The organism is Bradyrhizobium sp. AZCC 1719, from assembly GCF_036924525.1.
Lineage (GTDB): Bacteria > Pseudomonadota > Alphaproteobacteria > Rhizobiales > Xanthobacteraceae > Bradyrhizobium.
Map to the genome: position 1 here is coordinate 1,058,737 of NZ_JAZHRU010000001.1, position 14,982 is coordinate 1,073,718.

At 62.9% G+C, this 14,982-nt stretch carries 18 protein-coding genes; 5 read left to right on the plus strand and 13 right to left on the minus strand.

The window, feature by feature from the left end; all coding sequences use genetic code 11:
- Window positions 1-15: 15 nt before the first annotated feature.
- Window positions 16-660, minus strand: coding sequence for a response regulator transcription factor (locus V1292_RS05120; protein WP_334376941.1), 645 nt, complete (start codon window positions 658-660; stop codon window positions 16-18).
- Between the two features lie 113 nt (window positions 661-773).
- Between V1292_RS05120 and V1292_RS05125 the strand changes: the two genes are divergently transcribed.
- Complete coding sequence (locus V1292_RS05125; RefSeq protein ID WP_334370765.1) at window positions 774-2,096, plus strand: histidine kinase; 1,323 nt, start codon at window positions 774-776, stop codon at window positions 2,094-2,096.
- Window positions 2,097-2,099: 3 nt separating this feature from the next.
- Here V1292_RS05125 and V1292_RS05130 read toward each other — a convergent pair whose 3' ends face one another.
- The 9 genes from V1292_RS05130 to coxB all read right to left on the minus strand — a co-directional run bounded on the left by V1292_RS05130 (window position 2,100) and on the right by coxB (window position 9,409).
- Complete coding sequence (locus tag V1292_RS05130) at window positions 2,100-2,477, minus strand: nuclear transport factor 2 family protein (RefSeq protein WP_334370767.1); 378 nt, start codon at window positions 2,475-2,477, stop codon at window positions 2,100-2,102.
- Between the two features lie 174 nt (window positions 2,478-2,651).
- Window positions 2,652-3,419: an SURF1 family protein gene (locus V1292_RS05135; protein WP_334370769.1), complete on the minus strand. Its 768-nt coding sequence runs from the start codon at window positions 3,417-3,419 to the stop codon at window positions 2,652-2,654.
- Window positions 3,416-3,802: a DUF983 domain-containing protein gene (locus tag V1292_RS05140; RefSeq protein WP_334370770.1), complete on the minus strand. Its 387-nt coding sequence runs from the start codon at window positions 3,800-3,802 to the stop codon at window positions 3,416-3,418. Before V1292_RS05140 ends, V1292_RS05135 begins: the two co-directional genes overlap by 4 nt.
- Before the next feature lie 253 nt (window positions 3,803-4,055).
- Entirely contained in the window at window positions 4,056-4,946 is an 891-nt protein-coding gene (locus V1292_RS05145; RefSeq protein WP_334370772.1) for a cytochrome c oxidase subunit 3, read from the minus strand.
- Between the two features lie 92 nt (window positions 4,947-5,038).
- Window positions 5,039-5,683: a cytochrome c oxidase assembly protein gene (locus tag V1292_RS05150; protein WP_334370774.1), complete on the minus strand. Its 645-nt coding sequence runs from the start codon at window positions 5,681-5,683 to the stop codon at window positions 5,039-5,041.
- 5 nt (window positions 5,684-5,688) lie between these two features.
- Window positions 5,689-5,853, minus strand: coding sequence for a CoxF protein (locus V1292_RS05155; protein WP_065726586.1), 165 nt, complete (start codon window positions 5,851-5,853; stop codon window positions 5,689-5,691).
- 18 nt (window positions 5,854-5,871) lie between these two features.
- On the minus strand, window positions 5,872-6,810 hold the full coding sequence (locus V1292_RS05160) for a heme o synthase (RefSeq protein ID WP_334370778.1): 939 nt from the start codon (window positions 6,808-6,810) through the stop codon (window positions 5,872-5,874).
- A gap of 59 nt (window positions 6,811-6,869) precedes the next feature.
- Window positions 6,870-8,489, minus strand: coding sequence for a cytochrome c oxidase subunit I (gene ctaD, locus V1292_RS05165; protein WP_334370779.1), 1,620 nt, complete (start codon window positions 8,487-8,489; stop codon window positions 6,870-6,872).
- 83 nt (window positions 8,490-8,572) lie between these two features.
- Window positions 8,573-9,409, minus strand: a complete 837-nt coding sequence (gene coxB / locus V1292_RS05170; RefSeq protein ID WP_334370781.1) for a cytochrome c oxidase subunit II — start codon at window positions 9,407-9,409, stop codon at window positions 8,573-8,575.
- A 512-nt stretch (window positions 9,410-9,921) separates the two neighbouring features.
- Between coxB and V1292_RS05175 the strand changes: the two genes are divergently transcribed.
- Window positions 9,922-10,473, plus strand: coding sequence for an invasion associated locus B family protein (locus tag V1292_RS05175; RefSeq protein WP_065743953.1), 552 nt, complete (start codon window positions 9,922-9,924; stop codon window positions 10,471-10,473).
- Window positions 10,474-10,511: 38 nt separating this feature from the next.
- Here V1292_RS05175 and V1292_RS05180 read toward each other — a convergent pair whose 3' ends face one another.
- The 3 genes from V1292_RS05180 to V1292_RS05190 are packed head-to-tail and all read right to left on the minus strand — an operon-like array spanning window position 10,512 to window position 12,040.
- Complete coding sequence (locus V1292_RS05180) at window positions 10,512-11,117, minus strand: TlpA family protein disulfide reductase (protein WP_334370784.1); 606 nt, start codon at window positions 11,115-11,117, stop codon at window positions 10,512-10,514.
- Window positions 11,118-11,133: 16 nt separating this feature from the next.
- Entirely contained in the window at window positions 11,134-11,637 is a 504-nt protein-coding gene (locus V1292_RS05185; protein ID WP_334370786.1) for a DsrE family protein, read from the minus strand.
- Between the two features lie 10 nt (window positions 11,638-11,647).
- Window positions 11,648-12,040 carry a DoxX family protein gene (locus tag V1292_RS05190; protein WP_334370787.1) on the minus strand — a complete coding sequence of 131 codons (393 nt, stop codon included), beginning with the start codon at window positions 12,038-12,040 and terminating at the stop codon, window positions 11,648-11,650.
- Window positions 12,041-12,165: 125 nt separating this feature from the next.
- On the opposite strand from V1292_RS05190, the gene V1292_RS05195 reads away from it, so the two are divergent.
- The 3 genes from V1292_RS05195 (at window position 12,166) to lepB (ending at window position 14,972) form a co-directional block, all read left to right on the plus strand.
- A complete protein-coding gene (locus V1292_RS05195; RefSeq protein WP_334370789.1) occupies window positions 12,166-12,570 on the plus strand; it encodes a winged helix-turn-helix transcriptional regulator in 405 nt (134 codons plus the stop codon).
- A gap of 189 nt (window positions 12,571-12,759) precedes the next feature.
- Window positions 12,760-14,184 carry a metalloprotease TldD gene (gene tldD / locus V1292_RS05200; protein WP_334370791.1) on the plus strand — a complete coding sequence of 475 codons (1,425 nt, stop codon included), beginning with the start codon at window positions 12,760-12,762 and terminating at the stop codon, window positions 14,182-14,184.
- 14 nt (window positions 14,185-14,198) lie between these two features.
- The gene (lepB, locus tag V1292_RS05205) at window positions 14,199-14,972 is read left to right on the plus strand and encodes a signal peptidase I (protein WP_442895598.1); all 774 of its coding nucleotides are present in this window, start codon (window positions 14,199-14,201) and stop codon (window positions 14,970-14,972) included.
- The last annotated feature ends 10 nt before the right edge of the window (window positions 14,973-14,982 follow it).

The window sequence follows — 14,982 nt, forward strand, 5'->3', positions numbered from 1 at the left end:
GGATGCCAGTGGCGTTCAGCCGAGCCCCATCTCGACCGCGATCCGGATCAAGTCCGAATGGTTCTTGGCGCCGAGCTTCTGCTTGAGCAGCGAGGTGGTGTTGGCCACCGTTTTGTAAGAAATCTCCAGCGCGTCGGCGACCTCGACGATCTTGTCACCACGGCCCAACAGCCGCAGGATTTCCAGCTCGCGCGCCGTCATCAGCGATGCCGGATTGGCCTTGATTGACGCGCCTGAAAACGTCACTGCCTCCGCCAGTTGCGGTGAAATGAAATTCTCGCCCGCAGCAACCTTGCGGACGGCCCTCACCAGCATCCGGGGATCGTCGCCCTTCGAAACATAGCCCTGGGCGCCCATCTCGATGGCGCGAACGACGAACGCCGGATCGTCATTCATGCTAAACATGATGATCCTGGCGCCCGGATCGTCCTTGCGGATGCGCCGCATCAGCTCGAAGCCGGAAACGTCGGGAAGCTTGATGTCGATAACCGTGACGTCGGGCTTCCTGGCAACGTAGGCGCGGTGGCCGGACTTGGCGTCGGTGGCCTCCTCGATCTTGACGGAATTGTCCGAGGCGAACAGCGAACGGCAACCGGACAGGACCACCGGATGGTCGTCGACGATCAATACCTTCGTTGCCGATCTCGTGGAATTTTGCATCATCCATCCCCTTTCGGGATAAATAAGCGGTTGGCGGTATTTGAAAAGAGAAATCTTGGGTTGCGGGAACTAAAATAGTGCAAATGTGGGAAAGGCTTTCTCTCAGAACGCGGTTGTTGCTGCCGCTCGGCCTGATGTTCGTGGCCGCCCTGCTGGCCGGAGCCGTTTCGCTCCAGATCTTTGCCTCTGCGCAACTTGTGGAGGAAGCCGAGCCAGGGACTCGCTCGGCCAGAACAGTCGCGGCGGCGCTCAACGCTGCGCTTCGAGCCTCGGCCAATCCGCAAACAACTCTCGATGCGTTCGTGCAATCGCTTGGAACGTCGGAAACAATCCGGTTTCGACGCCTCGGGACCGACCTCGATGTTTACCCTCCCGAGGTGCAGACTCCCCTTGGAACGGTGCCTGACTGGTTCGTCCACCTCCTCGCCATCCCCGAAATCGGGACAGCCTTCCCCGTGATGGTCGAGGGGAAGCAGGTCGGCGATATCGTATTTGCGCCGGACATGTCCGCCGACATCTACGAAAAGTGGATCGGATTTCTGGCGATCGCCTGCTCCGGGATTGGCCTGATGCTGCTGACGGGGGCGATTGCCCACTTCACCGTGCGTTCCGCATTGGTGCCGCTGCAAAATCTGGGCGACGGCCTGACCCGCATGCGAACGGGGAATTACGACCAGCTAATTTCCCCTGCCGGTCCGCCCGAGATCCGCAGGAGCGCGCAGGAAGCCAACGAACTCGCCCGCACCCTCAATCGCCTCAGCCAGGATAATCGTAGCCTGCTGCGCAGGATCGTGTCGCTGCAGGATGACGAGCGGCAGGACATGGCGCGCGAGCTCCATGATGAGCTCGGGCCGCTGCTGTTCGGGATCCGCGCCAACACGGTGGCGCTCCTGGAAACCATCCCGTCCGCTAACGCGGAGTTGAGGAGCGCGGCCGATGGCATTCTGCAGTCGGTCGAAACATTGCAGCAGGCGAATCGCCGCATCCTCGACCGCCTGCGGCCGCTCTACATTCAGGAGCTCGGGCTGGAGAAGAGCATCCAGACGCTGCTGCGGAATGCGAAGGCGCAGTCGCCTGATCTCAAAGTGACGTCGCAGATCGACGCTGATCTGAACGAGGTCGATGGCCTGCTGTCGCAGACGGTCTATCGCGTGATCCAGGAGGCGGTGACAAATGTGCTCCGCCACGCCAAAGCGAAATCGATGCATGTCGCGACAGGCATCAACGAGCGCGAAGTGATCGTGGAAGTGTCCGACGACGGCGTTGGCTTTCCGGCAGATCGGATGTTCGGCCGGGGGCTGACAGGAATGCTGGAGCGCGTTCGGGCGCTGAGCGGGACGCTTGAGTTGCTGCGCGAGGCAGGGCGCACCTGCATTCGTTGCCGGCTTCCAGCGGGCGATTCCGCCTCACAGTCGCAACACGCAGAACGGAGTTAACGATCAGTCGCCAACGGCGGCAACTTCCCGGCACAACGCCTGGCCCGAGGGGGCACAGGTGGTGCGCAGGATCTTGGCGTCGCGCGAAAAGGTGAATGCGATGCGGACGGGCGCACCTTCGTGGCTCAGATAATCGAGCACGACGCCGTCGGTGGTCGGCGTGATTTCCTCCAGCCCGAATGCGGTGGGTGCGATCGCATCGAGGCGCGGCCGCCAGTAGGATTCGAGTCCGGCGCGACCTTCACTGACCTTGGCCTCGCCGCACCGGCATTCGGCCATCGCGTCATCCGCATAGAGGTCGAGCAATGTCACGAGGTCGCGCTTGCGGCACGCGTCCAACCAGTCGACCACCAATGCCACCTGATCGAAATCATCAGCCAATTCCGCGATCCTATCCACGTTGCCATACCTTGTCCCGAGGGGTGACGCGGGTGATGGAGTATGGCGATCGTCGTGAATGGACACTGAACAGCCTGTTTCCGGAACTCACCGTGGTACTAAAATGATAGTGCGGAACAAAGGTTCCATTAGGCTAGTCCGGACGAATACGGGGTCTCAGGCCCGACGCTGCGCGCGCCACCACACACCGAAAGCGATGACGACTGCAAAGGCCAGCGTGAACCAGGTGATGGCGTATTGCAGGTGATCGTCCTTGAGCCGCACGGAGAGCGGTCCGGGCTTCGGAATGCCGCTTTCGGGCACCGGTTGTTCCAGATCGACATAAAACGGCGCGACGGCCTTACCGCCCTCGCCCCAGCCGAGCGCGCGCGCCATCGCGAGATGATCGCGGGTGAACCAAAGCCGTTTTGCCGCGCTCTCCGGCGGCGTCAGCGTGCCGGCGCTCTCGGGAAAACGGATATAGCCGGTGAGCTGCACCGGGTCACCGGTGATGAGCCGTCTTACGGCGCGATCCTGCTGGGCGCGGTCCTGCATCGTGTTCTGTACGAAGCCGGTATTGACCACGATGGTGTTGCCATCGGCGAGTTGCGCCGGCAGGAACGCCCAGGTGCCGGGGCCGGAGACATCGTCGCGCACCGCGGAGCCTGCGCTATAGACCATCGCGTCTGGCAACGGCGCGTAGGTGGCGGTAAAGCTGATGCGGCGGAATTCGTCCTTGGCCGCCGTCAGCGCATTCCACTGCGCTTGCGCCGGCAGTGCCTCAGGCGCAGCGGCGAGTCGCTCGTTCAGCATCGCGATCAGCGCGTGCTTTTCGACCCGGCGCTGCAATTGCCAGACGCCAAGGCCCGCGAAGACCGCCACCATGATCAGCGTGAAGACGGCAAAGCCGGCAACCGGCCGCCGCCGCGACGAAAGGCCGGTCATTTCGGCTCGCGGTCGATTAGCCGGCCTGGCGCCGCCTTGTGATGGAATTGCAGTGCGATCAGCAGCGACTTCATCGAGCGTAACGGCAGAAGCGTGGTCGCTGCGATCAGCGGCAGCCAGAGCGCCGCATGCAGCCAGAACGGCGGCTGATATTTGACTTCGACGATCAGGGCGGCGGTGACTACGATGGCGCCCGCCAGCATGATGATGAAGATCGCAGGGCCGTCGCCGGAATCGATGAAGGCGTAGTCGAGCCCGCAAGCTTCGCAATTCGGGCGCAGGTCGAGGAAGCCCGCATAGAGCTTGCCCTTGCCGCAACGCGGGCAGCGGCAGGCGAGGCCGCGGAGTGCGCTCTGAGTTAGTGTGGGTGAAGTGTCAGCCATCGACTTTTCCTTCCCTCTCCCCTTGTGGGAGAGGGTGGCGCCTCACGAAGTGAGGCGACGGGTGAGGGGTTCTCTCCGCGGAGACAGACCCCTCATCCGCCTTCGCTTCGCGAAGGCACCTTCTCCCAACCTAACTCGGGTTTACCCGAGTTAGGTATTTCAATTTGTCGAAGTCGGATAAATCCGACTTCGGAGAAGGGTAAGAGAAAAGGGCGGTCCTTCCGACCGCCCCTTGTAGCACGTCAAGCCTGCATCAGTGTCCGGCCACCGGTCCCGCGCCGCGGAACCAGACGTAGATGGTGACGAACAGGAACAGCCACACCACGTCGACGAAGTGCCAATACCAGGCCGCGAATTCGAAGCCGAGATGCTGCTTCGGCGTGAAATGGCCGGCATAGGCGCGGAACAGGCAGACCAAGAGGAAGACAGTGCCGACCAGCACGTGGAAGCCGTGGAAGCCGGTGGCCATGAAGAAGGTCGCGCCGTAGATGTTGCCCGAGAACGTGAACGTGGCGTGGGCATATTCGTAGGCCTGCACGGCGGTGAAGCAGGCGCCGAGCACGACGGTGAGGATCAGGCCGTATTTGAGCCCTTGGCGGTCGTTCTCGAGCAGCGCGTGGTGCGCCCAGGTCACCGTGGTGCCCGAGGTCAGCAGCAGCAGCGTATTGAGCAGCGGTAGGTGCCAGGGGTCGAAGGTCTCGATGCCCTTCGGCGGCCAGGTGCCCGGCACGCTGCAGGCGCCGGCAGCCGTCCCCGGACCGCAACCGAACACCGCGTCGCGGGTGGCGTGGACCGCATCCGCAGGGAACAGCGCGGAATTGAAGAACGCCCAGAACCAGGCGACGAAGAACATCACCTCGGAGGCGATGAACAGGATCATGCCGTAGCGGTGGCTGATCTGCACCACGCGGGTGTGGTCGCCCTTGTATTGGGCTTCGCGGATCACGTCGCCCCACCAACTCGCCATGGTGTAGAGCACGCCGATGGTCCCGACGCCGAAGATGATCGGCGCGGCGGCGAACATGTGATGCATCCAGGCGATCGCGCCCACGGCCATGATGAAGGCCGAGATCGAGCCGACGACCGGCCACGGGCTCGGATCGACGAGGTGGTAGTCGTGGTGCTTCGCGTGCGCCGTAGCCATTGCGGTCTCTCCGTTAGATGTGCCGTTCCCTTCGGCACATATTCGTCTCAACAATCAAATCGCGAAATCCCGCCAGATACGGAATTCCAAGCTTACAGGTTTCCCTTGCGTTTATCCGTTTCGCCGGCCGCGAGCGGCTTCGGCGCCGGTTCGCGCACGGGATAGAAGGTGTAGGACAAGGTAATCGTCTTCAGTCCGTCGTTCTCGCTGTCTTTCGCCAGCGCCGGATCGACGTAGAACACCACGGGCATCTCGCGCTTCTCGCCGGGGCCCATAGTCTGTTCGGTGAAGCAGAAGCAGTTGATCTTCTGGAAATAGGCGCCGACGGTGAGCGGCGCGACGTTGTAGGCGGCAACGCCGACGGTGGCGCGCGCGGCCTGGTTGGTTACGGTATAGAAGACGGTGACGACCTCGCCGATGCGGACTTCGATCTCGTTCTGCTCGGGTTCGAATTTCCAGGGCAGTCCGGGACCGACATTGGCGTCGAACCGCACCGCGATCTTGCGCTCCAGCGGCGCGTCAGACGGCGCCGAAGTCGCGACCTGGGTGGTGCCGTTGAAGCCGGTGGCGCGGCAGAACCAGTTGTAGAATGGCACGGCGGCATAGGACGCGCCGACCATCAGCACCACGACGAAGCCGCAGATCGAGGCAACGGCCGCATCGCGCGTCAGGGCACGGCGCGAGGCAACCCTCTCGCCTTCCGTCCTGCCTTCGCTGATCTGCGGCTCGTTCTGCATCTCAATTACAACGGACGGACGAGAACGCCCGGCCCCTTAACCATGGTGACTGCGAAAAACAGTACGACGAGGACGCCGAGCGCGAGCGCAATGGCGATCGAGCGATGACGGCGGCTCCGCTTCTGCGCCTCGGTGAGGACGATTCCATCTGGCTTGCGCTTGTCGTCCATAAGCGTTCCATGCGCCCCCTACCCGACCATAGCTGCGACAGCGCGAATCACGACCTCAAGCAGGAGCGTCGCAAACAGCGCGAACAGATAGAGGATCGAGAAGGCAAAGAGCCGGCGGGTGGCGCGCTGCGCCTGCTTGCCTTCGCGGTGGCGAAAGACCTCGATCGCGAGCCACATCATGCCGGCGCCGAGCATCAGCGAGATGACGCCGTAGACCGCGTCGAAATAGCCGAGCGGCCAGGGCGCTGCGGCGATCGCGACCAGCACGATCGTGTAGAGCAGTATCTGCAGCCGCGTCGCGTCAGGCCCCGCGACCACGGGCAGCATCGGAATCCCGGCGCGGGCATAATCGTCGCTGCGGAACAGCGCCAGCGCCCAGAAATGCGGCGGGGTCCAGAAGAAGATGATGAGGAACAGGAGCAGCGGCTCCATCGACAGCGAGCCGGTGGCTGCAGCCCACGCCACGACAGGCGGCAGCGCGCCCGCGGCACCGCCGATCACGATGTTCTGCGCGGTCCAGCGCTTCAGCCACATGGTGTAGATCACCACGTAGAAGAAGATCGTGAACGCCAGCAGCGCGCCGGCGAGCCAGTTGACGAGGGTGCCGAGCGTCATCACCGAGAAGAACGACAGGATCAGGCCGAACGCCATGGCCTCGCCCTGCGTGATGCGTCCGCGCGGGATCGGCCGGTTGGCGGTGCGCGACATCAGAGCGTCGATGTCACCCTCCAGGGCCATGTTCATCGCGCCCGAGGCGCCCGCTCCGACCGCGATGCAGAGGATCGAGGTGAAGGCGATGACCGGATGGACGTGGCCGGGTGCGATGAAGAGACCGACCAGCGCGGTGAAGATCACGAGCGACATCACCCGCGGCTTCAGCAGCGCGAAGTAATCACCGACATCAGCCTCGGAAATCCGAGGTAGAGCATCGATCGCGTTGTGGTCGACTACCGACAAGATTTATCTCGCTTCACTAAAGCCGCGGCGCGCAACGATGGCGCGCCGCGAACAACCGTTTACTGCACGCGTGGCAGAACTTCGAACTGGTGGAAGGGCGGCGGCGACGTCAGCGTCCATTCCAGCGTGGTGGCGCCGGCGCCCCACGGATTGTTGGCAGCCGCCTGCTTCTTCATGAAGGCATCGACCACGCCGTAGATGAAGATCAGCACGCCGAAGCCCGAAATGTACGAGCCGACCGAGGACACCAGGTTCCAGCCCGCGAACGCGTCGGGATAGTCGACATAGCGGCGCGGCATGCCCGACAGGCCGAGGAAGTGCTGCGGGAAGAACACCAGGTTGACGCCGATGAAGGTGACCCAGAAGTGCAGCTTGCCGATGGTTTCCGAATACATGTAGCCGGACATCTTCGGGAACCAGTAGTACCAACCCGCGAAGATCGCGAATACCGCGCCCAGCGACAGCACGTAGTGGAAGTGCGCGACCACGTAATAGGTATCCTGCAGCACGCGATCGACGCCCGCATTCGCCAGCACGACGCCGGTGACGCCGCCGACCGTGAACAGGAAGATGAAGCCGATCGCCCACAGCATCGGCGTGCGGAATTCGATCGAGCCGCCCCACATCGTGGCGATCCAGGAGAAGATCTTCACGCCGGTCGGCACCGCGATCACCATGGTGGCGGCAACGAAATAGGCCTGGGTCGCGCTGGACATGCCGACCGTGTACATGTGGTGCGCCCACACCACGAAGCCGATGCCGCCGATCGCGACCATGGCGTAGGCCATGCCGAGATAGCCGAACACGGGCTTGCGCGAGAAGGTGGAGACGATCTGGCTGATCATGCCGAAGCCGGGCAGGATCAGGATGTACACTTCGGGATGGCCGAAGAACCAGAACAGATGCTGGAACAACACCGGATCGCCGCCGCCGTCAGCGGAGAAGAAGGTGGTGCCGAAATTACGGTCGGTGAGCAGCATGGTGATGGCGCCGGCGAGCACCGGCAGCGACAGCAAGAGCAGGAACACCGTCACCAGGATCGACCACACGAACAGCGGCATCTTGTGCAGGGTCATGCCCGGTGCGCGCATGTTGAAGATCGTGGTGATAAAGTTGATGGCGCCGAGGATCGACGAGGCACCGGCTATGTGCAGCGACAGGATCGCGAAATCTACCGCCGGTCCCGGATGGCCCGAGGTCGACAGCGGCGCGTAGATGGTCCAGCCCGCGCCGACACCGTTGGCGCCCGGCTCACCCTCGACGAAGGTGGACATCAAGAGCAGCGCGAAGGAGGCCGGCAGCAGCCAGAACGAGATGTTGTTCATGCGCGGGAATGCCATGTCGGGCGCGCCGATCATCAGCGGCACGAACCAGTTGCCGAAGCCGCCGATCATCGCCGGCATCACCATGAAGAAGATCATGATCAGGCCGTGCGAGGTCACGAACACATTGTAGGTGTGGGATTCGTGGAAGAACTGGACGCCGGGATACATCAGTTCGATGCGGATCGCGATCGACATCGCAGCCCCGATGATGCCCGCGAAGATCGCGAAGATAAGGTACATCGTGCCGATGTCCTTATGGTTCGTCGAATAGAGCCAGCGCCGCCATCCGGTCGGATTGGCATGCGCATGGTCATCATGGGCGTGATCGTGGTGTGTCGCTGCCGTCGTTGCCATTTTGTAATCCTGCCTTGCAGTCCCTATTCGGACCTTTTCAGGTCCGGTCGCCCTTGTCCCTTGCTTGTCCGTTGGCCCGCGCCTTACTGCGCGGTCTGACCACCAGCCGAGGCGTAGGTGTTCGCCGGGTTGGTCGCATACTTCTTCTTCGCCGCCTCAACCCACTCGGCGAATTCCTGATCGCTGACCACTTTGACCGCGATAGGCATGAAGGCGTGGTCCTTGCCGCACAGTTCCGAGCACTGACCGTAATACATGCCGGTCTTGGTCGCCTTGAACCAGGTCTCGTTGAGACGGCCGGGGATCGAGTCGATCTTGATGCCGAACGAGGGCACCGCGAACGCGTGGATCACGTCGGCGCCGGTGGTCTGGACCCGGATCACCTTGTTGACCGGCACCACCATTTCGTTGTCGACGCCGAGCAGGCGCGGCTGCTTGTCCTGCGCCATCAGCGAATCGAACTCGAACTTGCCGTTATCCGGGTAGGCGTAGCTCCAGTACCACTGCTTGCCGGTGACCTTGACGGTCAGGTCGGCCTTGGGAACGTCGAGCTGCTGGAACAGGAGGCGGAACGACGGCACCGCGATGCCGACCAGGATCAGCACCGGGATCAGCGTCCAGGCCACCTCGATCAGCGTGTGGTGGGTGGTCCGGGAGGGCACCGGATTGGCCCTGGCGTTGAACTTCACCACCACGATGACCAACAGCGCCAGCACGAACAGGGTGATCAGCGTGATGATCACCAGCAGCAAATTATGGAAGCTGATGATGTTTTCCATCACCGGGGTCGCGGCTTCCTGCAGCGTGATTTCCCACGGCTTTGGCTGCTGCCCAAAAGCCGTCCCGCCGGAGACGAGCGCCATGCCCGCTACCGCCAACCCCAGCAACCGCCGGCCCATCAGGCCATTCGACATCTTCATGCCGCTCGCGCTCCTTTAGAAAAATCCCCAAAGCATCTCGGCCGGATGGCCGGAAATGCCGCACGATCCGCCCTCACAAACGGCCTACCGGAGGTACTTTTGGAAGTACACTTTCGAAAGTACCTGCAACAGTATTGCTGCAGCACCCCGGGCCAGATCGTTAGAACGCGTCGAAATCCAGCCTCTCAAACCATAATTCTAAGGCTCTCGCAATGCAGTAGTGGGGCGCAAAGCCATGCGTCACCTGCTATTCGCCGGACCTCGGATTTTCCTGACAAATCAGGCAAAACCTGCCGTTTGGCAGGCCTGCACCGCTTGACAGGCCGATTGCCGGATGTAGGCACAGGCAGGGCGCTCCCGAGCGACCTGATTCGCTCGGGCCTACGGTCCTCGATGGCGCGGATTGGCTCCCGGACTGCCTTCAAGGCGCCGTCATTGCGTATCAGTCCGGGTAAGTCCAGTTACAATATGTGCTGCCGGCGCTGCCGGAAATCGTGAGAGGATCGACCCGGATGGGGCGTTCGAAACATAGGGCGCGACGACACCAGGCAGGATATCGCCTGGAACCGGCCCGCTGGCTCGGCGGCCTGCTCGCCGTGGCCTTCCTGCTCGGCCTGACCCAGGCGGCGAGCGCACAAGGCGCGGTGCGGTCGGTCCATGGCGATTGGCAGATCCGCTGCGACACCCCGCCCGGCGCCCAAGGCGAGCAATGCGCCCTGATCCAGAGCGTGGTCGCCGAGGACCGCTCCAACGCCGGCCTGACCGTGATCGTGCTGAAAACCGCCGACCAGAAGAGCAAGCTGATGCGGGTGGTCGCCCCCCTCGGCGTGCTCTTGCCCTCCGGCCTTGGGCTGAAGCTCGACAACCAGGACGTCGGCCGTGCCGGGTTTGTCCGCTGCCTGCCGAATGGCTGCGTCGCCGAGGTGGTGATGGACGAAAAGCTCCTGGGCCAGCTCCGAGGCGCCAAGACGGCGACTTTTATTATCTTTGAGACGCCCGAAGAGGGCATCGGGTTTCCGCTCAGCCTGAACGGGCTGGGTGAAGGATATGACAAGCTGCCATGACGGCGAGCCGATAGCTCCGCAAGGTCCGGGTGATCGAATTAACCGGCACTGCCGTAGTAATCGAGCAGCCGGCGCGCTTCGCTGGAAAGCCAGTCTGCTTCACCGCTGATATAGCCTTCGACTTGCCCGGTGACGCCGATCAAAAAGGTAATGGGCATGCCATAGAGCGCGAACGGCGTGTCGGCTTGGCCGCTGGCGCCGGCTCTTGCCACAAGTCCTTGCGGATCAAGCCCGATCGCAAGGCGCCGAAGCTTCAGCCCCTTTACGAACGGTGCAACGACCGAGCGGTCGCGATCCGTCGCAACTGCGATCACCATGAGATTCCTGACGTCGCTCGCCGCCAGACTGTCCAGCATCGGCAGTTCGGTCCGGCAGGCCGGACACCAGGTCGCCCAGAAATTGACGAGCACCAACTTTCCTCTCAAGGAGGTCAAATCGATCGCGCCGCCGGAGAGACGCGGAATCGGCACAGACGGGACAGGCCTCGCGCCCCGAAGCTGGATGAACTGATGCCGGGAGGTGGCGAATGGCGGCGGACCTTCGGCCTGGGCGCGATTGGATGCAGCCGACATCGCGACCGAGGCGCCGGCCCCGAGCAGCCCTGCAACGAGAGTGCGGCGTGTTAACCCGCGATGTAGCGTCATGGTGCGTGTCCGCTTGTCATGACCGGATGTAGGACCAACCGGCTTCCTGCAATTCGATGATGCGGCCGGGCCCGCTCGGCACCAGATCAACATTGTCGATCAGCGTGATCGGACGGCCCTCGCTGCGCTGCATGCCCTGCTTCGTCGCGTCGCAGACCACGAAACGGATGTTCGGATTCACCGCCCTTACCACCTGCAGCATGTCCTTCACCGGCGAGGTGTCGGCACGGAACATGTGAACGCCGGCATTGTAGGCAACGACCTCGATCATAAGCGGCTCGTTGCGCTCCTGGTAGTATTTCGGAAGGTTGAGCGAGGTCGAGATCAAGGCGCGCATCGTGGTGGGATCGTCGCTATTGATCGGCAGCACCAGCCGATGCACCTGAGGCAAAGCGCGCTTCGCCTCCGGTTTCGAAACGGCGGAGCCCGGCTCGGTCAGCAGCAGCGTCACGACCAGCGGCACGATGAAGGTCAGAGCCAGCCCGACCCACTTGATTACCCGGCGGAAAGACAGGCGCATTGTCGCTGCTTCAAAACGCCTTGGCGAGGGAGGCAATCGCCTCGCGCTCCGAATAGGCCACGAGCGCGTTGAGCGCGAGCAGGACAATCGCCGGCACCGGCGATCCGCCGATGACGAACAAGTGCGTGATCACGGCGCCGATCATGATGCAGATCAGCAGCAGCGAGCCGAAGGCCGCCTTTCGTGGAAGCAGCAGCAGGATTGCCCCGACGATCTCGAGACTGCCGGTCAAATAGCGAAACCACTGGCCGAGCCCAATGTGGTGAAACTCGTCCACCATCATCGGCACGCCGTAGAGCTTGACGCCTCCGGCCCCCAAAAACGCCAGCGCCAGCAATCCTCTGACAATCCACACGCCAACATGGGTCCAACGGCGCCCGGCAGGCACAGCAACGTCCGACATTGAATACTCCCGAAATGTTGAGAAGCAGTCCCCAGGTGTCCAAGAGTTAAGGCGCCCAAGGCTTTCAAAATCAAAATTCGGTACTAAGATGAAATTGACAAGTAGGATGATTTTTCTAGTGTAGTATGAAAAAGCAGACCAATGAAGACAACGTGGAGGAATGCCCCTCCGAGCGGGCCAGGCAGCAGCTTCACCGCGCGCTTCGCCTGCTCTCCGGCAAATGGAAGGGCGAAATCCTCTGGCAGTTGGTCGAGGGCAAGCAGCGTTTCGGCCAATTGCGGCGCGCCATTCCCGACGTGACGCAGCACATGCTGACCACACAATTGCGCGATCTCGAAAACGAGGGCTTGGTGAAGCGTACCGTGTTCGCCGAAGTGCCGCCCCGCGTCGAATATGAGATGACACCCGCGGCAAAGGCCCTGAGACCTGTGTTCGAAGAGCTGTCCCGCTGGGCCAATGCGCATGGCAGACTGGATTCCAATCCGGATCTCGCGGATGCGGCCGGCAAAGGACATGACAAACAGCCGTGAAAGAGACCTCCCCTTTTGCGGCGGTCATGACTATCTTTCATTGCCGTCGTCCCTGCGAACGCAGGAACCCATAACCACAGATGTCCGCGACGTAATGTGAACTCGACGACATCTGCGCATACGATACCGGCGCTTGTGGTTATGGGTCGCTCGCGTTCGCGACAAGCATTTGTGTTGATCGGAGCCTGCATGACCAACCTCGCCACCACCTCCCTGCTCGACCGCGCCAATCTCGACCGCGATACCGTCAGACGCGAGATCACGCGGGGCCTTTTGGGCGCCGACGACGGCGAGTTGTTTCTGGAATACGGCCAGACCGAAGCGCTCGGCTTCGACAATGGGCGCTTGAAGCAAGCGACCTACGACACCTCGCAGGGATTTGGCCTGCGCGCGGTGAAGGACGACGCGGTCGGCTACGCGCATTCCTCCGACGTATCGCTGCCGGCGCTGATCCGCGCCGCCGATGCAGTCGCCGCGGTGCGCGGCGGCTACAGCGGCAATTTTGCCGCTGCTCCGGCGCATACCAATGTGCGGCTCTATGGCGACGAGAATCCTTTGGATGCGCCGGGGTTCGAAGCCAAAGTCAAGTTGCTGGCAGAGATCGATGCCTATGTCCGCGACAAGGATCCGCGGGTGCGGCAGGCCTCCATCAGCCTGGGCGCCACCTGGCAGGTGGTGGAAATTTTGCGGCCTGACGGCGAAAGCTATCGCGACATCCGCCCACTGGTGCGCGTAAATATTTCCGTGGTCGCCGGACAAGGCGACCGGCAGGAAAGCGGCAGCAAGGGTTATGGCGGCCGCGAGGGCTATGCGCGCTTCATCGAAACCAAGGCGTGGCGCGAGGCTGCCGACGGCGCGATCCGCGAGGCGCTGGTCAATCTGGAATCGGTGCCTGCACCCGCGGGCGAAATGGACGTGGTGCTGGGCGCCGGCTGGCCCGGCGTGATGCTGCATGAAGCGGTCGGCCATGGCCTCGAAGGCGACTTCAACCGCAAGCAGACTTCCGCTTTCGCAGGACTGATGGGCAAGCAGGTCGCGGCCAAGGGCGTCACCGTCGTCGACGACGGCACCATCGCCTCGCGGCGTGGTTCGCTCTCGATTGACGACGAGGGCACGCCGACCAACCGCACTGTGCTGATCGAGGACGGCATTCTGGTCGGCTACATGCAGGACCGCCAGAACGCGCGGCTGATGAACATGAAGCCGACCGGAAATGGCCGCCGCCAGAGCTACGCCCATGTTCCGATGCCGCGCATGACCAACACCTACATGCTGGCCGGCGATCGCGATCCGGCGGAAATCATCGCTTCGGTGAAGAACGGCGTTTATGCCGCGAATTTCGGCGGCGGCCAGGTCGACATCACCTCGGGCAAATATGTGTTCCAGTGCACCGAGGCTTACAAGATAGAGAACGGCAAGCTCGGCGCGCCCCTGAAGGGCGCGATGCTGATCGGCAACGGGCCGACCGACCTGCACCGCATCACCATGGTCGGCAACGATCTGGCGCTCGATACCGGCATCGGCACCTGCGGCAAGAACGGCCAGGGCGTGCCGGTCGGCGTCGGCCAGCCGACGCTGCGGATGGAAAGGATCACGGTCGGGGGAACGGGCTAGTGAGCGACGAGAAACTGGCAGGTGATCAGAAGGACACTCCTCTCGGCAAGGTAGCGAACTGGCGCGCCCAGGCGGTGCAACTGGCGGCGATCGTTGCCGTCGTCTTCATCGCCAAGGGCGCGCTGGCCGAGCCGTTTTACGTGCCGTCCGGCTCGATGGAGCCGACGCTTCTGATCGGCGACGCGCTGCTCGCCTCGAAATATCCTTACGGCTACGGCGCGGCGTCGCTGCCGATCCAGATCACGCTGCCCGAGACCGGCCGCCTGTTCGGCGAAACGCCCAAGCGCGGCGACGTCGTCGTGTTCCGCTGGCCGGGCGACCGCTCGCAGGCCTGGGTCAAGCGCGTGGTGGGATTGCCGGGCGACCGCATCCAGTTGCGGCAGGGCCAGCTCTTCATCAACGACCATGCCGCGACGTTGAAGCCGGACGGCGTGGCGCAGGCCGAAGACGATCGCGGCAAAACCGAACGGGCCTATCGCTTCGTCGAGACGCTGCCGAACGGCGTCAGCCACGCCATCTTCAAGATGCGCGACAACGGAAGGCTCGACAACACCCCCGAGGTGACGGTGCCGCCGGGCCAGCTGTTCGTGCTCGGCGACAACAGGGACAATTCCGCCGACAGCCGCGTCTCCGTGCGCGACGGCGGCGTGGGACTGTTGCCGATCGACAATCTGATCGGCCGCGCCGATGCCGTGGTCGGCTCCTGGGATCTCGGCATGCGCAACCAGCCGGTATGGACCTGGCCGTCGGGTTTCCGGCTGGCGCGGTTTTTTACGTCCGTGCATTGAGCGCGTAGAA

Excerpts from the sequence above, each read along its gene's own strand:
- tldD (WP_334370791.1), top strand. The coding sequence starts at position 12,760 with ATGACCAACCTCGCCACCACCTCCCTGCTCGACCGCGCCAATCTCGAC.
- coxB (WP_334370781.1), bottom strand. The coding sequence starts at position 9,409 with ATGAAGATGTCGAATGGCCTGATGGGCCGGCGGTTGCTGGGGTTGGCG.
- V1292_RS05150 (WP_334370774.1), bottom strand. The coding sequence starts at position 5,683 with ATGCAGAACGAGCCGCAGATCAGCGAAGGCAGGACGGAAGGCGAGAGG.
- V1292_RS05140 (WP_334370770.1), bottom strand. The coding sequence starts at position 3,802 with ATGGCTGACACTTCACCCACACTAACTCAGAGCGCACTCCGCGGCCTC.
- V1292_RS05120 (WP_334376941.1), bottom strand. The coding sequence starts at position 660 with ATGCAAAATTCCACGAGATCGGCAACGAAGGTATTGATCGTCGACGAC.
- V1292_RS05175 (WP_065743953.1), top strand. The coding sequence starts at position 9,922 with ATGGGGCGTTCGAAACATAGGGCGCGACGACACCAGGCAGGATATCGC.
- V1292_RS05145 (WP_334370772.1), bottom strand. The coding sequence starts at position 4,946 with ATGGCTACGGCGCACGCGAAGCACCACGACTACCACCTCGTCGATCCG.
- V1292_RS05180 (WP_334370784.1), bottom strand. The coding sequence starts at position 11,117 with ATGACGCTACATCGCGGGTTAACACGCCGCACTCTCGTTGCAGGGCTG.
- V1292_RS05195 (WP_334370789.1), top strand. The coding sequence starts at position 12,166 with ATGAAAAAGCAGACCAATGAAGACAACGTGGAGGAATGCCCCTCCGAG.
- V1292_RS05135 (WP_334370769.1), bottom strand. The coding sequence starts at position 3,419 with ATGACCGGCCTTTCGTCGCGGCGGCGGCCGGTTGCCGGCTTTGCCGTC.
- ctaD (WP_334370779.1), bottom strand. The coding sequence starts at position 8,489 with ATGGCAACGACGGCAGCGACACACCACGATCACGCCCATGATGACCAT.
- V1292_RS05155 (WP_065726586.1), bottom strand. The coding sequence starts at position 5,853 with ATGGACGACAAGCGCAAGCCAGATGGAATCGTCCTCACCGAGGCGCAG.
- V1292_RS05185 (WP_334370786.1), bottom strand. The coding sequence starts at position 11,637 with ATGCGCCTGTCTTTCCGCCGGGTAATCAAGTGGGTCGGGCTGGCTCTG.
- V1292_RS05190 (WP_334370787.1), bottom strand. The coding sequence starts at position 12,040 with ATGTCGGACGTTGCTGTGCCTGCCGGGCGCCGTTGGACCCATGTTGGC.